The sequence below is a fragment of the Halomonas saccharevitans genome (assembly GCF_032333995.1).
Taxonomy (GTDB): domain Bacteria; phylum Pseudomonadota; class Gammaproteobacteria; order Pseudomonadales; family Halomonadaceae; genus Halomonas; species Halomonas saccharevitans.
In genome coordinates this window covers 300839-320169 of sequence record NZ_JAVXUR010000004.1, presented here as the reverse complement: position 1 = coordinate 320169, position 19331 = coordinate 300839, and the positions used below count along the sequence as shown (strand labels likewise).

The 19331-nt window shown below is 68.5% G+C and carries 13 protein-coding genes; 5 read left to right on the top strand and 8 right to left on the bottom strand.

Translation table 11 applies throughout. The features are described from left to right. The first annotated feature begins 5 nt into the window (after positions 1-5). The 3 genes from RSO68_RS11915 to RSO68_RS11905 all read left to right on the top strand — a co-directional run bounded on the left by RSO68_RS11915 (position 6) and on the right by RSO68_RS11905 (position 6449). Entirely contained in the window at positions 6-1802 is a 1797-nt protein-coding gene (locus RSO68_RS11915; protein ID WP_089847407.1) for a sodium:solute symporter family protein, read from the top strand. Between the two features lie 114 nt (positions 1803-1916). Further along, the gene (locus RSO68_RS11910; protein ID WP_089847405.1) at positions 1917-2432 is read left to right on the top strand and encodes a hypothetical protein; all 516 of its coding nucleotides are present in this window, start codon (positions 1917-1919) and stop codon (positions 2430-2432) included. A 69-nt stretch (positions 2433-2501) separates the two neighbouring features. Further along, complete coding sequence (locus RSO68_RS11905; protein ID WP_315586743.1) at positions 2502-6449, top strand: hybrid sensor histidine kinase/response regulator; 3948 nt, start codon at positions 2502-2504, stop codon at positions 6447-6449. A gap of 187 nt (positions 6450-6636) precedes the next feature. Here RSO68_RS11905 and RSO68_RS11900 read toward each other — a convergent pair whose 3' ends face one another. From RSO68_RS11900 to RSO68_RS11890, 3 genes are all read right to left on the bottom strand, one after another. Beyond that, positions 6637-7299 (bottom strand): LuxR C-terminal-related transcriptional regulator, encoded by a 663-nt coding sequence (locus RSO68_RS11900; protein ID WP_089847401.1) that lies wholly within the window; start codon positions 7297-7299, stop codon positions 6637-6639. Between the two features lie 222 nt (positions 7300-7521). Then, positions 7522-9471 (bottom strand): acetate--CoA ligase, encoded by a 1950-nt coding sequence (gene acs / locus RSO68_RS11895; protein WP_315586742.1) that lies wholly within the window; start codon positions 9469-9471, stop codon positions 7522-7524. Positions 9472-9634: 163 nt separating this feature from the next. Beyond that, positions 9635-10195 (bottom strand): SprT family zinc-dependent metalloprotease, encoded by a 561-nt coding sequence (locus RSO68_RS11890; RefSeq protein WP_315586741.1) that lies wholly within the window; start codon positions 10193-10195, stop codon positions 9635-9637. A 102-nt stretch (positions 10196-10297) separates the two neighbouring features. Between RSO68_RS11890 and RSO68_RS11885 the strand changes: the two genes are divergently transcribed. Then, positions 10298-10948, top strand: a complete 651-nt coding sequence (locus RSO68_RS11885; RefSeq protein WP_315586740.1) for a YecA/YgfB family protein — start codon at positions 10298-10300, stop codon at positions 10946-10948. 35 nt (positions 10949-10983) lie between these two features. Here RSO68_RS11885 and RSO68_RS11880 read toward each other — a convergent pair whose 3' ends face one another. Then, positions 10984-12105, bottom strand: a complete 1122-nt coding sequence (locus tag RSO68_RS11880) for a phospholipase D-like domain-containing protein (protein WP_089847393.1) — start codon at positions 12103-12105, stop codon at positions 10984-10986. 126 nt (positions 12106-12231) lie between these two features. On the opposite strand from RSO68_RS11880, the gene plsB reads away from it, so the two are divergent. Then, positions 12232-14685 carry a glycerol-3-phosphate 1-O-acyltransferase PlsB gene (gene plsB, locus RSO68_RS11875; protein ID WP_315586739.1) on the top strand — a complete coding sequence of 818 codons (2454 nt, stop codon included), beginning with the start codon at positions 12232-12234 and terminating at the stop codon, positions 14683-14685. A 44-nt stretch (positions 14686-14729) separates the two neighbouring features. Here the strand turns inward: plsB and RSO68_RS11870 are convergent, their stop codons facing one another. From RSO68_RS11870 to aceF, 4 genes are all read right to left on the bottom strand, one after another. Next, positions 14730-15497 (bottom strand): class I SAM-dependent methyltransferase, encoded by a 768-nt coding sequence (locus RSO68_RS11870; protein ID WP_315586738.1) that lies wholly within the window; start codon positions 15495-15497, stop codon positions 14730-14732. After that, positions 15494-16210 carry a tRNA (adenosine(37)-N6)-threonylcarbamoyltransferase complex dimerization subunit type 1 TsaB gene (gene tsaB / locus RSO68_RS11865; RefSeq protein ID WP_315586737.1) on the bottom strand — a complete coding sequence of 239 codons (717 nt, stop codon included), beginning with the start codon at positions 16208-16210 and terminating at the stop codon, positions 15494-15496. Before tsaB ends, RSO68_RS11870 begins: the two co-directional genes overlap by 4 nt. Positions 16211-16331: 121 nt before the next feature. Next, positions 16332-16988 carry an adenylate kinase gene (adk, locus tag RSO68_RS11860; protein ID WP_315586736.1) on the bottom strand — a complete coding sequence of 219 codons (657 nt, stop codon included), beginning with the start codon at positions 16986-16988 and terminating at the stop codon, positions 16332-16334. A gap of 236 nt (positions 16989-17224) precedes the next feature. Continuing rightward, complete coding sequence (gene aceF, locus RSO68_RS11855; RefSeq protein WP_315586735.1) at positions 17225-19273, bottom strand: pyruvate dehydrogenase complex dihydrolipoyllysine-residue acetyltransferase; 2049 nt, start codon at positions 19271-19273, stop codon at positions 17225-17227. Between the last annotated feature and the right edge of the window lie 58 nt (positions 19274-19331).

Sequence of the window (19331 nt, the reverse complement as noted above, 5' to 3'; positions counted from 1 at the left end):
CCAGCATGAGTCAGTTTGCCATCAACCTGCTGTTCGTAGGGGCCTCGTTCGCCCTCTACATCGGCATCGCGATCTGGGCCCGCGCCGGGTCGACCAAGGACTTCTACGTCGCCGGCGGCGGCGTTCACCCGATCACCAACGGCATGGCCACCGCCGCCGACTGGATGTCCGCGGCGTCCTTCATCTCCATGGCCGGCCTGCTGGCCTCCGGCGGCTATGCCAACTCCACCTTCCTGATGGGCTGGACCGGCGGCTACGTCATCCTGGCCATGCTACTCGCGCCCTACCTGCGCAAGTTCGGCAAGTTCACGGTGCCAGACTTCATCGGCGACCGTTTCTACAGCAACACCGCCCGCCTGGTTGCGGTCATCTGCCTGATCGTGGCCTCGATCACCTACGTCATCGGCCAGATGACCGGTGCCGGCGTGGCCTTCTCGCGCTTCCTCGAGGTCAGCAACACCTGGGGCATCTGGATCGCCGCCTTCATCGTCTTCCTGTATGCCGTGTTCGGCGGCATGAAGGGCATCACCTATACCCAGGTCGCCCAGTACGTGGTACTGATCATCGCCTACACCATCCCGGCGGTGTTCATCGCCCTGGAGCTGACCGGTAACCCGATCCCGGGGCTGGGCATGTTCAGCACCCACACCGAATCCGGCGTGCCGCTGCTCGAGAAGCTGGATGACGTGGTCAACGCGCTCGGCTTCCGCGACTACACGGCCGACGTCGACAACAAGCTGAACATGGTGCTGTTCACCCTGTCGCTGATGGTCGGTACCGCGGGCCTGCCCCACGTCATCATCCGCTTCTTCACCGTGCCGAAGGTGGCCGATGCGCGCTGGTCCGCCGGCTGGGCCCTGGTCTTCATCGCCCTGCTCTACCTGACCGCGCCCGCCGTGGGTTCCATGGCTCGCCTGAACCTGATGACTACCGTCTATCCGGACATGGCCGGCCAGGTGGAAAGCTATGAAGACGCCGCGACCAACCCGATCCGCTACGAGGAGCGTCCCGAGTGGGTGCGGACCTGGGAAGAGACCGGCCTGATCCAGTTCGAGGACAAGAACAACGACGGCCGCATCCAGGTCTACAACGACAGCAGCGAGGCCTTTGCCGACACCGCCGAACAGCGCGGCTGGAACGGCAGCGAGCTCAACGTCAACAACGACATCCTGGTGCTCGCCAATCCCGAGATCGCCAACCTGCCCAGCTGGGTCATCGGCCTGATCGCCGCCGGTGGTATCGCCGCGGCACTGTCCACGGCCGCCGGCCTGCTGCTGGCCATCTCCTCGGCCATCAGTCACGACCTGATCAAGACCATGATCAACCCGAAGATCACCGAGAAGGGCGAGATGCTGGCGGCGCGTATTTCCATGGGCGGCGCCATCCTGCTGGCGACTTACCTCGGCCTGAACCCGCCCGGCTTCGCGGCGCAGACGGTGGCCCTGGCCTTCGGGATCGCCGGTGCCTCTCTGTTCCCGGTGCTGATGATGGGCATCTTCTCCAAGCGGGTGAACAACAAGGGCGCCGTCGCGGGCATGCTGACCGGTCTCGGCACGACCCTGCTCTACATCTTCACCTACCTGGGCTGGTTCTTCATCCCGGAGACCAACATGCTGCCCAACACGCCGGATAACTGGATTCTGGGCATCTCACCGCTCTCCTTCGGTGCGGTCGGCGCGATCTTCAACTTCGCGGTCGCCTTCACCGTCTCCAACGCCACCGAGGAGCCTCCGCAGGAGATCCAGGACCTGGTAGAGAGCGTTCGCTATCCCAAGGGCGCGGGTATCGCCACCGGGCACTGACGTCTCAGGACCTTCTGGGCCATAATGGCCCCCTGGCCCGGCCAGTCCGGGCCGCACAACCTCACCGATCGGGCTTCCTCAGGGAAGCCCGATTGCTTTAAGGATGAATGATCTATGATTTGGCACCTGATTGCGGCGGTCTTCGCCGGCCTCGGCGCCGCGGGGGTCGGGCTGATCCTGCGCCTGGCCAGCGGCAAGCGCCTGCCGCGCTGGATCGTCCCGGTCTGCGCCGGCCTCGGCATGCTGGCCTACCAGATCCATCACGAGTACTCCTGGTTCGAGCACAAGCGCCAGCAGCTGCCCGACTCGGCCGAGGTGGTCGACGTGAAGCAGAGCCAGGTCTTCTGGCGTCCCTGGACTTTCCTCTTTCCGATGACCACGGCCTTCACCATCGTCGAGCAGGACAAGCTGGCGGTGAGCCGGGCCGACGGCGAGCGGCTGGTCGAGTTCCTCCTCTATCGCTTCGAGAAGGAGTACGTGGATCAGGTGAGCCACCAGGCCTGGCTGATGAACTGCGCGACTCGGGAAATGCTGCCCCTCGAGGGCGAGGCGCGAACGCCCGGCACCGAGGAAATGCGTCGCCTCGAGGCGTCCGCCCCGCTCTACGGGGTGCTCTGCCCGCGGGCCTGACCCCCGAGGCGGCTGCCCCACGCACCGGCCTTGCCCTAGAATGGGCGTCTTCGGAAGGGAGTTGAGTGCATGTTCGCCGGCTGGCTGCTGATCGTCGTTTCACTGCTGTACATCACCGTGCTGTTCGCCATCGCCTGGCGCGGCGATCGCCACGCTCGCCAGCACGGGGCGAGCCGACGCCGGCCGGTGATCTACAGCCTGGCGCTGGCCATCTACTGCACCTCCTGGACCTTCCATGGTGCCGTGGGACAGGCGGCCACGTCCGGCTGGTCGTTCGCCAGCATCTTCGTCGGCCCGATCCTCACCCTGCTGCTGTTCTGGCCGGTGCTGGCCAAGATGATCCGCGTCGCCAAGCACCAGAACGTCACCTCCATCGCCGACTTCATCGCCTCGCGCTACGGCAAGACCCAGTCGCTGGCGGCCTTCGCGAGCCTCGTGGCACTGATCGGCACCCTGCCCTACATCGCCCTGCAGCTGAAGGCGGTCGCGACCTCCTTCAGCGTGATCACCGCCGCCTCGGACATCACCCGGGCCCCGCTGTTCGGCGACACCGCCTTCTACGTGGCACTGGTGATGGCCGCCTTCGCCATCCTCTTCGGCACCCGCCACACCGATGCCACCGAGCACCACGAGGGGCTGATCCACGCCGTGGCCTTCGAGTCGCTGGTCAAGCTGGTGGCCTTCCTGGCGCTCGGCACCTACGTCACCTGGGGCATGTTCGACGGCCTGGGCGACCTTCTGGGCCGCGCCGAGGAGCAGCTGGCGCTGCAGCGCCAGCTCGCCGATCAGGACTTCGGCCAGAGCTTCTGGGCCCAGACCCTGCTGGCCATGCTGGCGATCCTCTGTCTGCCCCGCCAGTTCCACGTCGCGGTGGTCGAGAACATCCACCGCGACGACGCCACCAAGGCGCGCTGGCTCTTCCCCCTCTACCTGCTGGCCTTCGCCTTCTTCGTCATCCCGATCGCCGCGGCCGGCCTGACCGTGTTCTCCGAGAGCCGCATCGAGCCCGACACCTATGTGCTGGCCCTGCCGATGGCGGCCGACAACGCCTGGCTGACGCTGTTGACCTTCATCGGCGGCTTCTCGGCGGCCACCGGCATGGTGATCGTCGCCGCCGTGGCGGTCTCGATCATGATCTCCAACGAGATCGTCATCCCGGCGCTGTTTCGCCTGCGCTGGTTCGATACCAAGCCGCGGGACTACGGCCGACTGGTGCTGCGCGCCCGGCGCATCACCATCGTGGTGATCCTGGCGATGGCCTACGGCGTCTATCACCTGATCGGCGAGTTCAGCTCGCTGGCCAACATCGGCATGCTGTCCTTCGCCGCCGCGGCGCAGTTCGCCCCGGCGCTGATCGGCGGCCTCTACTGGAAGCGTGGCAACCGGCTCGGGGTGATCGTCGGCATGAACGCCGGCTTCGCCATCTGGGCCTACAGCCTGCTGATGCCGACCATGATCACCACCGGCGTGCTGCCGGTCGACTGGGCCCACGGCGGCCCGCTGGACATCGCCTGGCTGGCCCCCACCTCGCTGTTCGGCCTCAACGTCGGCGACAGCTTCACCCACGGCGTGATGCTCTCGCTGGGCGTGAACCTCTTCTGCTACATCTTCGTCTCCCAGATGACCCCCCAGCGGGTGGTCGAGCGCATCCAAGCCTCGCTGTTCGTCGACAGCGTCGAGACCCGCCAGACCTCGGTGAACCGCCCCTGGACCGGCGCCACCACCGTGGGCGACCTGAAGGTGCTGTGCGAGCGCTTCCTGGGCGCCGGCCAGGTGAGCCGCGCCTTCGACGACTATGCCCGGCGCACCGGCAAGCCGCTGGAGGACAATACCCGGGCCTCCATCGACGTCATCCAGTTCACCGAGCGCTTCCTCGCCTCGGTGCTCGGCGCCTCCTCCGCGCGTATCGTCGTCAACTCCGCCCTGCAGGGCCGCGGCATCGGCATCTCCGACGTGATCTCGATCGTCGACGAGGCCTCCCAGGTGCTGGAGTTCAACCGCGCCCTGCTGCAGGCCACCATCGAGAACATCAACCAGGGCATCAGCGTGGTCGACCAGAACCTGCGCCTGGTGGTGTGGAACCAGCGCTACCTGGAGCTGTTCCGCTTCCCCGACCACCTGATCCGGGTCGGCGCGCCGATGGACAAGATCTTTCGCTACAACGCCCACAACGGCGAATACGGGCCCGGCGACCCCGAGGAGCACGTGCGACTGCTGATCGACAACATCCGCGAGGGCCAGCCCCACCGCTACGTGCGCTACCGCCAGGACGGCAGCGTGCTGGAGGTGCAGGGCAACCCCATGCCGGGCGGCGGCTTCGTCTACACCTATCAGGACATCACCCAGCAGAAGCGCATCGAGGAGGCGCTGATCCGCTCGGAGAACAACATCCGCATCTACACGGACAACGTGCCGGCGCTGATCGCCTACTTCGACAAGGAGTGTCGCTACCTCTTCACCAACCGCGCCTACGAGCAGGCCTTCGGCATCGACCGCAATGCGGTGATCGGCAAGCGCATCGACGAGGCCATCGCGCCCGACATGGCCCACGAGCGGGCCCCCTGGATCGAGCGCGCCCTGGCCGGCGAGCGGGTCAGCTTCGAGGTCTCACTGCCCATCGGCGAGGCGCGGCGCTACATGCTGGTCACCTACACGCCGCACTTCGGCGACAGCGGGGCGATACTCGGCTTCTTCGCCCTCTATCAGGACATCACCGAGCGGCGCCGGGCCGAGATCGCTCTCAAGGAGACCAACGAGACCCTCGAGGAGCGCGTGCGCGAGCGCACCCAGGCACTCTCCGAGGCCAATGCCGCGCTGCGCCAGGAGAACCGGGTGCGCGCCGAGGCCGAGCTGGCCCTGCGCCAGGCCAAGCAGCTCGCCGAGGACGCCAACGCCTCGAAGACGCGCTTCTTGGCCGCGGCCAGCCACGACCTGCTGCAGCCGCTCAACGCCGCGCGGCTCTTCACCTCGGCGCTGGCCCAGCAGATGGACGCCGACGACACCAAGCGCACCATCGGCCATATCGACAACTCCCTGCAGGCCGCCGAGGAGCTGCTCGGCACCCTGCTCGACATCTCCAAGCTCGATGCCGGCGCGCTGACGCCGCGGCGCAGCCACTTCGCCCTGGCCGACATCATCCGGCCGCTGCGCGCCGAGTTTGCGGTGATGGCCGAGGAGCGCGGCCTGGACCTGGTGGTGGTGCCGACCGGCCAGTGGGTCGACAGCGATGCCCAGATGCTGCGCCGGATCGTCCAGAACTTCCTGTCGAATGCCATCCGCTATACCCAGGCGGGCCGCGTCCTGCTGGGCTGTCGCCGCCACGCCGAACGGCTCACCATCGAGGTCTGGGACTCGGGCCCGGGGATTCCCGAGGCCAAGCAGACCGAGATCTTCCAGGAGTTCCGGCGCCTCGATCAGGCCACCCGGCACAAGGAGAGCGAGAAGGGCCTGGGACTCGGGCTCTCCATCGCAGATCGCATGGCCCGGGTGCTCGACCACCCCATCCGGGTGCGCTCCTGGGAGGGGGTGGGCACCATGTTCTCGGTCAGCGTACCGACCGTGGCACCGCGCACCGCGACCCAGCAGGCCGAGGACGCCGCCCCGAAGCGGGCCGGCAACAAGCTCGACGGCACGCGCATCCTGTGCATCGACAACGAGTCGCTGATTCTCGAGGGCATGAAGGCGATGCTCTCGGGCTGGGGCTGTGAGGTCTTCACGGCCACCACCATCGGCGGCGCCAAATCCGTGCTGCGCCACCTGGACGGCGCCCCGGACGCGATCCTCGCCGACTACCATCTGGACAACGAGGTCACCGGCCTGATGGCCCTGGAGGCCCTCGGCGACCGGCTGGAGGAGGCCGTACCGGGCATCGTGATTACCGCCGATCGCACCGAGGAGGTCGCCGAGGAGGTCAAGCGGTCGGGCTATCAGCTGCTGTTGAAGCCGGTGCGCCCCGCCGCCCTGCGCGCCCTGCTCACCCGCACCCTGCAGGCCAGCCGCGCGGAGCGACACTCCTAGTGCCGTTAGCGCCATGACGATCCGCGAGCGACGCGGCGGCGAGCCGCGTCAATAAAAACCGCCGATGAAAGGCCGCGTTTAACGACACACCCCGCTCTACGACACACCCCGAAACGAAACGCCCCGCCGGATGCAATCCGGCGGGGCGTTGTCGTGCGGGCGGCGCGTGGCGGGTGAACGCCCCGAGTCAGGACTCGACCTTGGGCGGCTCGACCTCAAGCTTCTGGGCGGCGATCACCGCCTGGGTGCGGGAGTGCACGCCGAGCTTTCTGAGGATGGCGGTGACATGGGCCTTGATGGTCGCCTCGGAGACGCTCAGCTCATAGGCGATCTGCTTGTTGAGCAGCCCCTCGGTGAGCATGTTGAGCACCCGGAACTGCTGCGGGGTCAGCGAGGCAATCGCCTCGGCGAACTTGGTCTCGTCCTCGTTGGCCTCGCCCAGGGCGTCGGCCATCTCGGCCGGCAGCCATACCTCGCCGTCGAGGATCTCGCCTACCGCCTCGGCGATCAGCTGCAGGGAGGAAGACTTGGGAATGAAGCCCGAGGCGCCATAGTCGATGGCGCGGCGCACCACGTAGACCTCATCGCTGCCCGAGACCACCGCCACCGGGATGTCCGGCGTCTGGCCGCGCAGCTGAATCAGGCCGGAGAAGCCATGGGCGCCCGGCATGTGCAGGTCCAGCAGGATCAGGTCGGCATCGGGATGCCGGGTGACCACGTCGGTAGTGGCCTCCATGGTATCGGATTCGACGATCTCGGCCTGGGGCGCCAGCTGGCGCAGGGCCTGGGTCAGGGCCGCGCGGAACAGCGGATGGTCATCGGCAACGATGAATTTCTGGGCAAAGGCCATGGATCTTCCTCCGGTTCCTCGAGCGGCGGACCGACGACCGCCACGCTGGGCTCTCGATTTGTTATCGCATGTTACCCCATGGCCTAGGCGATTCCCAAGAGGCGAGAAACAATGAGGCGCTTATCGGCTATCGCCGGCCCTTTACCCTTCATCGACCGCACACGAAGAAGCCGGCCCCGTGGGGCCGGCTCGGTTTCTGCTGTCACATCTGGGGCGCTGCCCTCAGCGGTTGGCGCGATGCTCGATCAGCTCGTCGACCACCGAGGGATCCGCCAGGGTGCTGGTGTCGCCCAGGCCGTCACACTCATTGGCGGCGATCTTGCGCAGGATGCGGCGCATGATCTTGCCCGAGCGGGTCTTGGGCAGCCCCGGGGCCCACTGGATGACGTCCGGCGAGGCGATCGGCCCGATGTCCTTGCGCACCCACTTGGTCAGCTCCTTCTTGAGCTCGTCGCTCTCCTCGAAGCCGTCGCCCAGGGTCACGTAGATATAGATGCCCTGGCCCTTGATGTCGTGGGGGAAGCCGACCACGGCTGCCTCGGCCACGGCCTCGTGAGCCACCAGCGAGGACTCGATCTCGGCGGTGCCCATGCGATGACCGGAGACGTTGAGCACGTCGTCGACGCGGCCGGTGATCCAGTAGTAGCCGTCTTCGTCGCGGCGGCAGCCGTCACCGGTGAAGTACATGCCCTTGTAGGTCGAGAAGTAGGTCTGCACGAAGCGATCGTGATCGCCCCAGATGGAGCGCGCCTGGCCCGGCCAGGAGTCGAGAATCACCAGGTTGCCCTCGGCGGCGCCCTGGAGCTCGTTGCCCTCGTTGTCGACCAGCGCCGGCATCACGCCGAAGAACGGCAGGGTCGCGGAGCCCGGCTTGAGATCCGTGGCGCCGGGCAGCGGGGCGATCATGATGCCGCCGGTCTCGGTCTGCCACCAGGTATCGACGATGGGGCACTTCGAATTGCCGATCACCCGATGGAACCACTCCCAGGCCTCGGGGTTGATCGGCTCGCCCACCGAGCCGAGCAGGCGCAGGCTGTCGCGCTGGCTGGAGGCCATGACGTCGTCGCCATGCGCCATCAGGGCCCGCACCGCGGTGGGAGCGGTGTAGAGGATGCTGACGTTGTGCTTGTCGACGATCTCACCCATGCGGCCATGGGTCGGATAGCTGGGCACGCCCTCGAACATCAGGGTGGTGCCGCCGTTGGCCAGCGGACCATAGACGATGTAGCTGTGGCCGGTGACCCAGCCCACGTCGGCGGTGCACCAGTAGACCTCGCCGTCCTGATAGTCGAAGACGTAGCGGTGGGTCATGGAGGCGTGCAGCAGGTAGCCGCCGGTGGTGTGCTTGAGGCCCTTGGGCGCGCCGGTGGAGCCCGAGGTGTAGAGAATGAACAGCGGATCCTCGGCGCTCATCTCCTCGGCCGGGCAGTCGGTGGACTGCTTGGCGACGACGTCCTCATACCAGACGTCGCGGCCGTCCTTCCAGTCGATCTCGCCGCCGGTGCGCTTGACCACCAGCACGCTCTCGCAGACCTCGGTGCCGTCGCGGGTCAGGGCGGCATCGACGTTGTCCTTGAGCGGCACCTGCTTGCCGCCGCGCACGGACTCATCGGCGGTGATGATCAGCTTGGACTGGGCGCCGACCACCCGCTGGGCGACGGCATCCGGCGAGAAGCCACCGAAGACCACCGAGTGCACCGCACCGATGCGGGCACAGGCCAGCATCGCCATCGCGGCCTCGGGAATCATCGGCATGTAGAGCGTGACCACGTCACCCTTGCCGACCCCCAGCTCCTTCAAGCCGTTGGCCAGCTGGCAGGTCTGCTCATAGAGCTCGCGATAGGTGAGGGTCTTGTCGTCCTTGGGATCGTCGCCTTCCCAGATGATTGCCGGCTGGTCGCCGCGGACCTCGAGGTGACGATCGAGGCAGTTGACGCTGGCGTTGAGGGTACCGTCCTCGAACCAGCGGATGTCGACGTTATGCGCGTCGAAGGAGGTGTGCTTGATCTTGGTGGGCGCCTTGAACCACTCCAGGCTCTTGGCCTGCTCGCCCCAGAACCCCTGCGGGTCGTCCACCGACTGCCGGTACATGGCCTCGTAGGTGGCCTTGTCGGCGTTGGCCTTGGCGGCGAAGTCGTCGCTTACCGGGTAGACGTTCTGATGCTCGGTCATGGATATGCCTCTGTCCGGGAGGATGCGCCCTCCAGGTGGATGTTGCCGGCCGCGCGGATGTTGGACGTGCCGGTTCCATAGAACTGCCCACCAGCATATACGTCCCGGCGCGGCCTTCCCTTTAGACATTGGTATGATCAAATTTCTTTTTTATAACAATGACTTAAACGGTCTTTTCAAACACCTGCCGGCCGCAATAGACCAAGGTCTGAGCACAGTGGCGGCAGCGATAGCGGCTCCCGCGACGGGCCAGGGCGTGGCGACGCGCCGTGAAGCCGTGTTCGCGACAGGCGCAGCGGTAGCGAAAGGGGGCGGGGCTCGCCCGCCCGGTATCGAAGCGGTGGGTGGTGCTGGGGGGAAGTCCGAAGAGACGCCGCATCACGGTCTGCCACTCGCGACCGTGGGGCCGCGCCCGACCGCCATCCTCGAGGTGATGCACCAGCCAGTGCGCCATCTCGTGGGGCACCACCTCGACCAGGAAGGCTCGGCGGTTCTCCTCGTAAAGCACCGGATTGAAGCGCAGCCCGCCGCGCCCGAAATGGGCCTGTCCGGCCGACTTGCCGCGCAGGTCCAGCCACACCGCCGGGCGCGGCAGGGCCGGGTGTACCTCGCGGCACAGCTGCCAGGCCGCCTCGACCCGGTCGAGCAGGGCACGGTGCAGGGCCTCGCCCTCGAGGGCGTCGAGCCGGGCGGTGTCGGGGTCGGAAAGCGCGGGAGCCATCATGGGATGCTAGAATGGCCGCTCTGTCTCGACACGACAAGCCCAGGGCACCGCGCCCGCGGCGCCACCCCGTTTACCCTGCACCCCTTCCCTGCGAGAGCCGTCATGTCCGATGCCGAAACGCCCCTCCCCCAGCCGCTACTCGAGGATCAGGAGCTCGATCTGCTGGATGACTTCCTCGACTCCGAGCGCGTCGATGCCGACGCCCTGGACCTAATCGGCGCCCACGGCTTCCTGGTGGCGCTGGCGGTGGCCCCGCGCGACGTGCCGGCGGCAACCTGGGTCGCCGAGCTCTTCCACGGCGAGCCGACCTTCGAGGACGACGCCGAGCGCGAGGCGATCCTCGGACTGCTGGAGCGCCTGCGCGCCAAGGCCATCGAGGTGCTGGAGGGCGGCGGGCTGCCCGAGCTGCCCTTCGAGCTCGAACTGGGCGAGGTGCCGCCCGAGGAGACGCCGATCGGCGACTGGTGCGCCGGCTTCATGGAGGGCGTGTTCCTCGACGAGGCCGCCTGGTTCGACGACGACGAGGAGGCCGCCGCCACCCTGCTGCTGCCCTTCATGCTGCTCTCGGGGCTGTTCGAGGACGAGCCGGACATGGCCGAGCTGGCCGGCGACCAGGCGCGGCTGGAGAGCCTGGTCGGCCAGCTGCCGGAGCTGCTGCTGGATCTCTACCTGCACTACCGCGTGCCGCCGGAGACGCCCAAGCCCAAGCCGCGGCGCAAGGCGCCCGCCGATCGCGGCAAGGGCAAGCGGTAAACGCCGGGCGCCGGGGCTGGGCGCCCGGCACGACGCTAGGTCAGCCGCGTCAGCAGGCCGTCCACCAGGCCGAACAGCCACTCCTTGAAACGCTGCCAGCGCGGTCGTCGGGACCAGGCCTCGGAGTCGATCTCCTCGCTGGTCGCGAAGTTGCGCTCGAAGAGCTCTGCGACCTCGGCGGCGAAGCGGGCATCGTCCACCTCCTGGTTGGCCTCCAGGTTCCACTGCAGGCTCCAGTGGTCGAAGTTGCAGGAGCCGAGGCTGACCCAGTGGTCGACCAGCGAGAACTTGGCATGGATGAAGGTGGGCTGGAACTCGAAGATCCGCACCCCGGCACGCAGCAGCCGGCCGTAGAAGCGCTGGCCGGCATAGCGCACGCCGGGGTGGTCGTGGGTCTTGCCGGGCAGCAGCAGCCGCACATCGACCCCACCCCGCGCCGCCCGCGCCAGGCGATTACGCAGGGTGAGCGTGGGCACGAAGTAGGGCGTGCAGATCCACAGGCGCCGCTCTGACGCCGCGACCCGACGATGCAGGGAATGGCGGATCGCCTGGTAGCGATAGCCCTGGCCCCATACCACGCGTCCGCGCATGCCGTGATAGCCCTCGTCGCGGCGCGGCGAAGGCTCGATCCCCCGCACCAGCGAGGGCGCACCGGGGCCACGGCTCAGCGGCGAGTCCCAGACCCGACAGAACAGACGCACCCAGTCGGCGACCACCGGCCCCTCGATGTGCACCGCGACCTCATACCAGGCATCAAGGAACTCGTCTACGGCACCGAAGCCGCCGGTGAAGGCCTCGGCGCCATCGACCACCACAAGCTTGCGGTGATCCCGAGTGAGGTTGCGCACCGGCGACTCGAACCCCAGGGGATTGAAGAAGCGCAGCGCCACTCCACCGGCCTTCAGGCGCTGGCGATCGGCCTCGTCGAGGCCCATGGCGCCGTAGCCGTCGAGCAGCAGCATCACCGACACGTCGCGTTCGGCGGCCCGCAGCAGCGCCTCGGTGAGGGCCGTGGCCAGCCGGCCCGTCTCCATCAGATAGAGCTCGATCAGCACGAAGTGGCGCGCCCGATCGACGGCCTCGAACATCGCCGGCAGGAAGCGCGACGCCTCGGGCAGCAGTGCGAAGTGATTGCCGTCTCGCCACATGCCGTGCATGGCATCGCCCCTGTCTCCGTCCGTTACGGCATTGACGCATGTTTACCGCTCGGGGAAAAGGCCGCCCGCTGCCCGCCGCATCTGGGGGCGTTATACTGAGGATTCATTTCCGGTCGAGGCAAACGGATGGGCCTTGCACGCATGCTCGCCGGCGCGCTGCGCGCACCGCTCACGCAGCTGATGTCCCGCGGGTGCCAGATCCGACTGATCGAGCCCGCACCCGATGCGCTGCCGCTGGAACCGACGCTGCCGGTGCTCTACGTGCTGTCGCGCCCGGCGCTCTCCGACACCCTGCTGCTGGAGACCCTGGCCCGCGCCCATGACCTGCCGGCGGCCGGCGGCCAACGCCGCGTAGGGAGCGTGACCCTGCCCGCCTGCCTGGCGCTGCCCGCCCCGGGGCGACGCCTCTGGCGCCGCGGACGGCGATCGGCGGCGCCCTTCCAGCCGCTGATCGAGCAGTACCGCCGCGATCCCGCGCACGATGCGCAGCTGGTGCCGGTGAGCGTCTTCTGGGGACGCGCCCCGGGCAAGCGCTTCGGCGTCTGGCAGCTGCTGGCCGCCGATAGCTGGCGACTCACCGGGCGGCTGCGCCGCCTGCTCTCGGTGGCGGTCAACGGGCGCGACGTCGAGGTGCAGTTCGGCACGCCGCTGCGCCTCTCCGAGCTCAATGACGACCGCGACCCGGCGCTCACCAATCGCAAGGTGGCCAGGCTCTTACGAGGGCATTTTCGACGCACCCGCACCCGGGTGCTGGGCCCCGACCTCTCCCACCGGCGCACACTGATCGACGGCGTGGTGGCCAGCGCCGAAGTGCAGCGTGCCATCGGAGAGGTGGCCGCGGCCGAGAAAGCAACGCGGCCGCGGATCGCCCGACGCGCCCGCCGCTACGGCCGCGAGATCGCCTCCGACATGACCTACCCGGTGATGCGCTTCATGGCAGGCGCCCTGCGTCGCCTGTGGAACCGCCTCTACGACGGCGTCGAGGTGCGCGGCCTGTCGCGGGTCAAGGCCCTGGCCGGCGATCACACCCTGGTCTACGTGCCCTGCCACCGCAGCCACATCGACTACCTGCTGCTCTCCTACGCGCTCTACCGCGAGGGGCTGATGCCGCCGCACATCGCCGCCGGGCGCAATCTCGACATGCCGCTGATCGGCCCGCTGCTGCGCCGCGGCGGCGCCTTCTTCATGCGCCGCAGCTTCCGCGACAATCGCCTCTACGCGGCGGTGTTCAACGAATACCTGCACCGCCTGCTGTCGCGGGGCCACCCCCTGGAATACTTCATGGAGGGGGGACGCTCGCGCAGCGGCCGCCTGCTGCCGGCCCGCCCGGGGATGCTCGCCATGACCCTGCGCTCCTTCCTGCGCAGCCGACGGGAGGGCGGCCGAGATGTGCTCTTCGTGCCCGTCTACCTCGGCTACGAGCGCATCCTCGAGAACGCCAGCTACCAGCGCGAGATGCGCGGGGCCGACAAGCGCAGGGAGTCGCCGCTGGCACTGCTCGGCGTGACGAGTCGGCTGCGCCAGCCCCATGGGCGGGTGGACGTGAACGTCGGCGAGCCGCTGTCGCTCTCCGCCTTCCTCGACGCCCAGGTGCCGGGCTGGCGGCAGGCGCCCGAGGCGCCACGTCCGGCCTGGCTCAATAGGGTCGTGCCGGCGCTCGGCGAGACCCTCTCGCAGCGCATCAACGCCGCCGCCGCGCTCAACCCGGTCAACCTGGTCGCCCTGGTGCTGCTGGCCACCCCCCACCGCGCCATCGAGGCCGGGCTGCTGACCCGGCAGCTGGCGCTGCTGGTGGCCCTGCAGCGGCGCCTGCCGGGCGGGCGCGACGCGAGCCTGCCGACGGGCACGCCCGAGGCGTGGATCGATCAGGTGGCCGCGCTCGGCATGATCGGCCGCCACCCCCACCCGCTGGGCGACATCATCGTCGCCGACGCGCGCCAGGCCGGGCTCTTGGGCTGGTACCGCAACAACGTGCTGCACCTCTTCGCCCTGGCCGGCCTCACCGCCTTCGCCTTTCGTCATCAGGCCTGCCATCGCCTGGACGACCTCGCGGCCCTGCTCGGCCCCGGCTGGCCGATACTCGCCCGGGAGCTCGCCATCGAGCCCGCGCCGGCGCTGCATGAGGATCTCGCCGCGATGCTCGAGGCGCTGGTCGAACAGGGCCTCCTGGAGCGCGAGGACGAGGGCTGGCGGCGGCCCCGGGAGTCGCTGGCGGCCGGGGAGCAGCTCGACATGCTCGGTGCGCTGATGCAGCCCTCGCTGGAGCGGGGCTACCTGCTGCTCTCGGTGCTCTTGAGCGAACCCTCGGGGCACTTCACCGCCGAGGCGCTCACCGAGCGCAGCCGGCTATTGGCCGAACGGCTGGCCCTGCTCTCGGGACGCGACGCCCCGGAATTCTTCGATGCGCGGCTGTTCGCCGGCCTGGTGGAGAGCCTCGCGGCCTGCGGATGGCTCGCCACCGATGACGGCCGCCTGACCTTCGGCGAGGCGCTGCGCGAGGCGGCCCGGCACAGCCGGGCGCTGTTCGACCCGGCGCTGCGCCATCGGTTGCAGCTGGTCAGCCGCCGGGGTGAAGGCTAAGAGGTGACGAATGAAAGAGGAAGGGGGAGAGGCGAGGACTGAGCTCAGGCGCCCAAGCGGCGATGCACGTAGAGGTCGTAACGGCTGGTCTTGTCCTCGATGACATGGCGCGGCGGCGGGCCCGCCAGGGGCGGTGCCTTGCGCGGGCGCTTGACCACCACCCGGTGGGTCGCCACGTCCAGCGCCGCCTCGAGCAGCCGCGGGGCGTCCGGGTCGTCGCCGGCCAGGGAGCGGAAGAGGCGCATCTCCTTCTTGACCAGCGCGGACTTCTCGCGGTGGGGAAACATCGGGTCGAGATGGATCACCTCAGGGGCCACGCCGGCGCTCGCCACCAGGGTCGCCAGCTCGCGGGAGGCATCGCCATGCACCAGGTGCATGCGTGCCGCGATGTCGCGGGTCTCGGGATCGGCCAGCGCCCGCGCCAGGCCGTCCTCGAGCAGCGCGAAGATCGCCGCGACCCGCTCCATCAGCAGCACCTCGGCCCCGAGGCTCGCCAGCACGAAGGCGTCGCGGCCGAGCCCCGCGGTGGCATCCACCACCGAGGGCGTGACGCCCTTGGCCAGGCCGCAGGCGCGGGCGATGAGCTGGCCTCGACCGCCGCCGAAGCGCCGCCGATGGGCGGCGCGCCCGCTGACGAAGTCCACCGCCAGCGGGTGGCCGTAGCGGCGCGGGTCGCCGGCCAGCACCAGGCGGTCGTCGCGGCGGGCCAGGGTCAGTTCAGGCTTGTCCGTCCCGCCCTCATCGACCGTGGGCAGCCCCAGGCGCCGGGCGAGCGGATACAGGTCGGGTTCCCGCACCGCCACGCCGCTCATCGGCTCTTCTGCCAGGCGACCTGATCGCGCAGGTAGACCGGCTGCACCTCGTGGGCCGGGCGGGCCTCGCCCCGCGCCAGGGCCTCCATGGCCAGCAGCGCCATGTCGGCGGCCTCGGCCTCCACCTCGGGCAGGCACAGACCGAGCCCCGCCTGCACCTCGACGCTCATCTGCTCGCGAAGATTCCAGCCGGAACCGATGCCGACCCAGTCGGCGTCACCCTGAGCACTGTCCTCGAGATCGGGCAGGCAGAGCCGCGAGGGTGGCATCACTGCCTCCTGTGAGAGCGGCAGCACGCGACCGTCGCGACACTGCCAGGCGGCCACGTAGATCTCGCCCATGCGGGCGTCCAGGGCGGTGATCAGCCGGCGATAGTGATGGCGGCGATGCCCGCCCAGGGCCAGCGCCTCAAGTGTCGAGACGCCGACCATCGGGCGGTCGAGGCCGAAGGCGAGCCCCTGGGCGACGCCGGCGGCGATGCGCAGTCCGGTGAAGGAGCCGGGACCCCGGCCATAGGCCACGGCGTCGAGCGCCGAGGCCGCCAGGCCCGCCTCGGCGAGCACCTCGTCGACCATCGGCAGCAGGCGGCGAGTGTGCTCCCGCGGGGTCAGGGCGAAGCGTGAGATCAGTTCGTCGGCATGGCCGTCACGGCGGCTCAGCAGGGCGGCGGAACAGGCGCTCGAGGAAGCGTCCAGGGCCAGCAGGATCGGCATGGGAGATCACGTCGTGGCGAGAAATGTCCGCGCATTATACGCGCGCCGCCGCCAACGACGAAGGCCCGCGCATGCGGGCCTTCGGCGACGTGCAGTGCACGAATGAGACTGGAAGCGAGACTCAGCCTTCGAGGGCCTCGATCACCTGACCGGTGATGTCGTCGATGCTGCCCACGCCCTCGACACGATGGTAGGCCGGGGCCGCCTCGGGCGCCTCCTCGGCCCACTGCTGGTAGTAGTCGACCAGCGGCGCGGTCTGCTCGTGGTAGACCGCCAGGCGGTTGCGCACCGTGGACTCGCGATCATCGTCGCGCTGGATCAGGGCCTCGCCGGTGACGTCGTCCTTGCCCTCTTCCTTCGGCGGCTGGTACTCGAGGTGGTAGACGCGACCCGAGCCCGGGTGGACGCGGCGGCCGGCCAGTCGCTTGACGATCTCCTCGTCATCGACGGCGATCTCCAGCACGTGATCGATCTTCACCTCGGCATCGCGCATGGCCTGAGCCTGCGGGATGGTGCGCGGGAAGCCGTCGAACAGGAAGCCGTTGGCGCAGTCGGGCTGGCTGATGCGCTCCTTGACCAGGGCGATGATGATGTCGTCGGACACCAGGCCGCCGCTGTTCATGATCTCCTTGACCTTGAGCCCCAGATCGCTGCCCTCCTTCACCGCGGCGCGCAGCATGTCGCCGGTGGAGATCTGCGGAATGTTGAAACGCTCGCAGATGAACTGGGCCTGAGTACCCTTGCCGGCACCCGGGGCGCCCAAAAGGATCAAACGCATCTGACTGCTCCTTAGAAGTGTGTATTGCGGATAGAGGAAGAAAGGTAAGAAGCGAACGATAACCGCGCCGCCGGGCGCAGACAAGCGAAGGGCCCGGATTCGCGTCGCTAAAGAGAGAAAAAAGGGTGCGGCATCAAGCCCCTGCGACCAAGTTGCACTTTGGTCTGCCCTACACGAGCGGGGCCCACAAACGACAACGGCGCCTCGCGGCGCCGTTGTCGGTGGCAGGGAGCGACTTACAGCAGCAGTCGACGGATGTCCGTCAGCACCTGACCCAGGAAGGCAGTGAAGCGCGCGGCGTCGGCGCCGTTGACCGCCCGGTGGTCGTAGGAGAGGCACAGCGGCATCATCAGCCGCGGCTGGAAGGCCGCGCCGTCCCACACCGGCTTCATCGACGCCTTGGAGATGCCGAGGATGGCAACCTCCGGGGCGTTGACGATCGGCGTGAAGGCGGTGCCGCCGATGGAGCCCAGGCTCGAGATGGTGAAGCAGCCGCCGGTCATCTCGTCGCGCTTGAGCTTCTTCGACTGCGCCTTGCCGGCCAGCTCCACCGACTCCTTGGCCAGTTCGATCAGCGACTTCTGGTCGGCGTTGCGGATCACCGGCACCATCAGGCCGTCCGGAGTGTCCACGGCGATGCCGATGTGCACGTACTTCTTGTGCACGATCGTCTCGCCGTCGCTCTTCAGGCTGACGTTGAACTGCGGGTACTTCTTCAGCGCGAAGGCACAGGCCTTGATCAGGAAGGGCAGCGGCGTGAGCTTGGCGCCCTGCGCCTCGGCCTCGGCCTTCATCGACTTGCGGAAGGCCTCGAGCTCGCTGATGTCCGCCTCGTCGAACTGCGTGACGTGGGGCAGGTTGACCCAGCTGCGATGCAGGTTGGTGGCGCCCATCTTCATCAGGCGACCCATCGGCTTCTCTTCCACCTCGCCGAACTGGCTGAAGTCCTGATCCGGGATCGGCGGAATGCCGCTGCCGGCGGCAGCCGGTGCCGCGGCGGGCGTCTGGGCCTTGCCGTCCATGACCTGCTTGACGTAGGCGTGGACGTCCTCCTTGAGCACGCGCTCCTTGGGGCCGCTGGGCTTGACCAGCCCCAGATCGACGCCCAGCTCGCGGGCCAGCATGCGCACCGCCGGACCGGCGTGCACCAGCTTGCCGTCGCGCGGCTTGTGGGCGGCCATCTGCGCCTCGGGGCTCGGCGAACCGGCGGGGGTGCCGGACGACTTCGCGGCCGGCGCCTGCGACTTCTGCTCGGGCTTCTTCTGTGCCGTCTGCTCGGGCGCCTTCGCCGCCGGCTTGGCGGCGGGCTTGCTACCCGCGACCGGAGTGCCGGCCACCGGGGTGCCGGCCACCTCGATATAGCCGATCAGGTCGCCCTCGGAGACGGTATCGCCCTCCTTGACGGTCAGCTCGAGCAGCTTGCCCTTGTAGGGGCTGGGCACGTCCATGGAGGCCTTGTCAGACTCCAGGGTAATCAGCGGATCTTCCTCGTCGACCTCGTCGCCGGCGCTGGCGGCGATCTCGATGATCGGCACGTCGGCGGAACCCGAGAGGTCCGGCACGCGCACTTCCTTGCGCTCCGGCTCGCCGCCGCTCTCATCCTGCTCGGCCGGGGCGTCCTCCTGCGGGGCACTCTCGGCCGGCGCGGGTGCCGACTCGGCGGGCTCGGCGTCACCGCCACCCTCGCCGGTACCCGCGCCTTCGACTTCCATGGTACCGATGACGTCACCCTCGGAGACGGTATCGCCCTCCTTGACGGTGAGCGTGACCAGCTTGCCGGCCTGAGGGCTCGGCACATCCATGGAGGCCTTGTCGGACTCCAGGGTGATCAGGGTGTCTTCCGCGTCGACCTGGTCACCCGCGGCTACCGCCACCTCGATGATCTCCACGTCGGCGGAGCCGCCGAGGTCGGGCACCTTGATCTCGACGGTCTGCTTGCCACCGCTCTTCTTGGCCGCGGGCTTCTCCGGCGCGGGCTCGGGGGCCTTCTGGGGCTCGGGGGCCTTCTCGGCCTCTTCCTTGCCACCGGCGTCGGCGTCGCCGCCACCCTCGGCCTCGATCTCGACGATGTCGTCACCCTCGGAGACGGTATCGCCCTCCTTGACCAGGACCTTCAGCACCTTGCCGCCCTTGGGCGCCGGCACGTCCATGCTGGCCTTGTCGGATTCCAGCGTGATCAGGGTGTCCTCGGGGGCGATGACGTCGCCCTCGGCCACCGCGATCTCGATGATCTCGACATCGGTATCGCCACCGATGTCCGGAACTTTGATGATTTCGCTACTCAAGGTCGCGCTCCTTCAAACTCTTGACGGGGGCGGGCCCGCGGGCCCGCCATGCCACCGA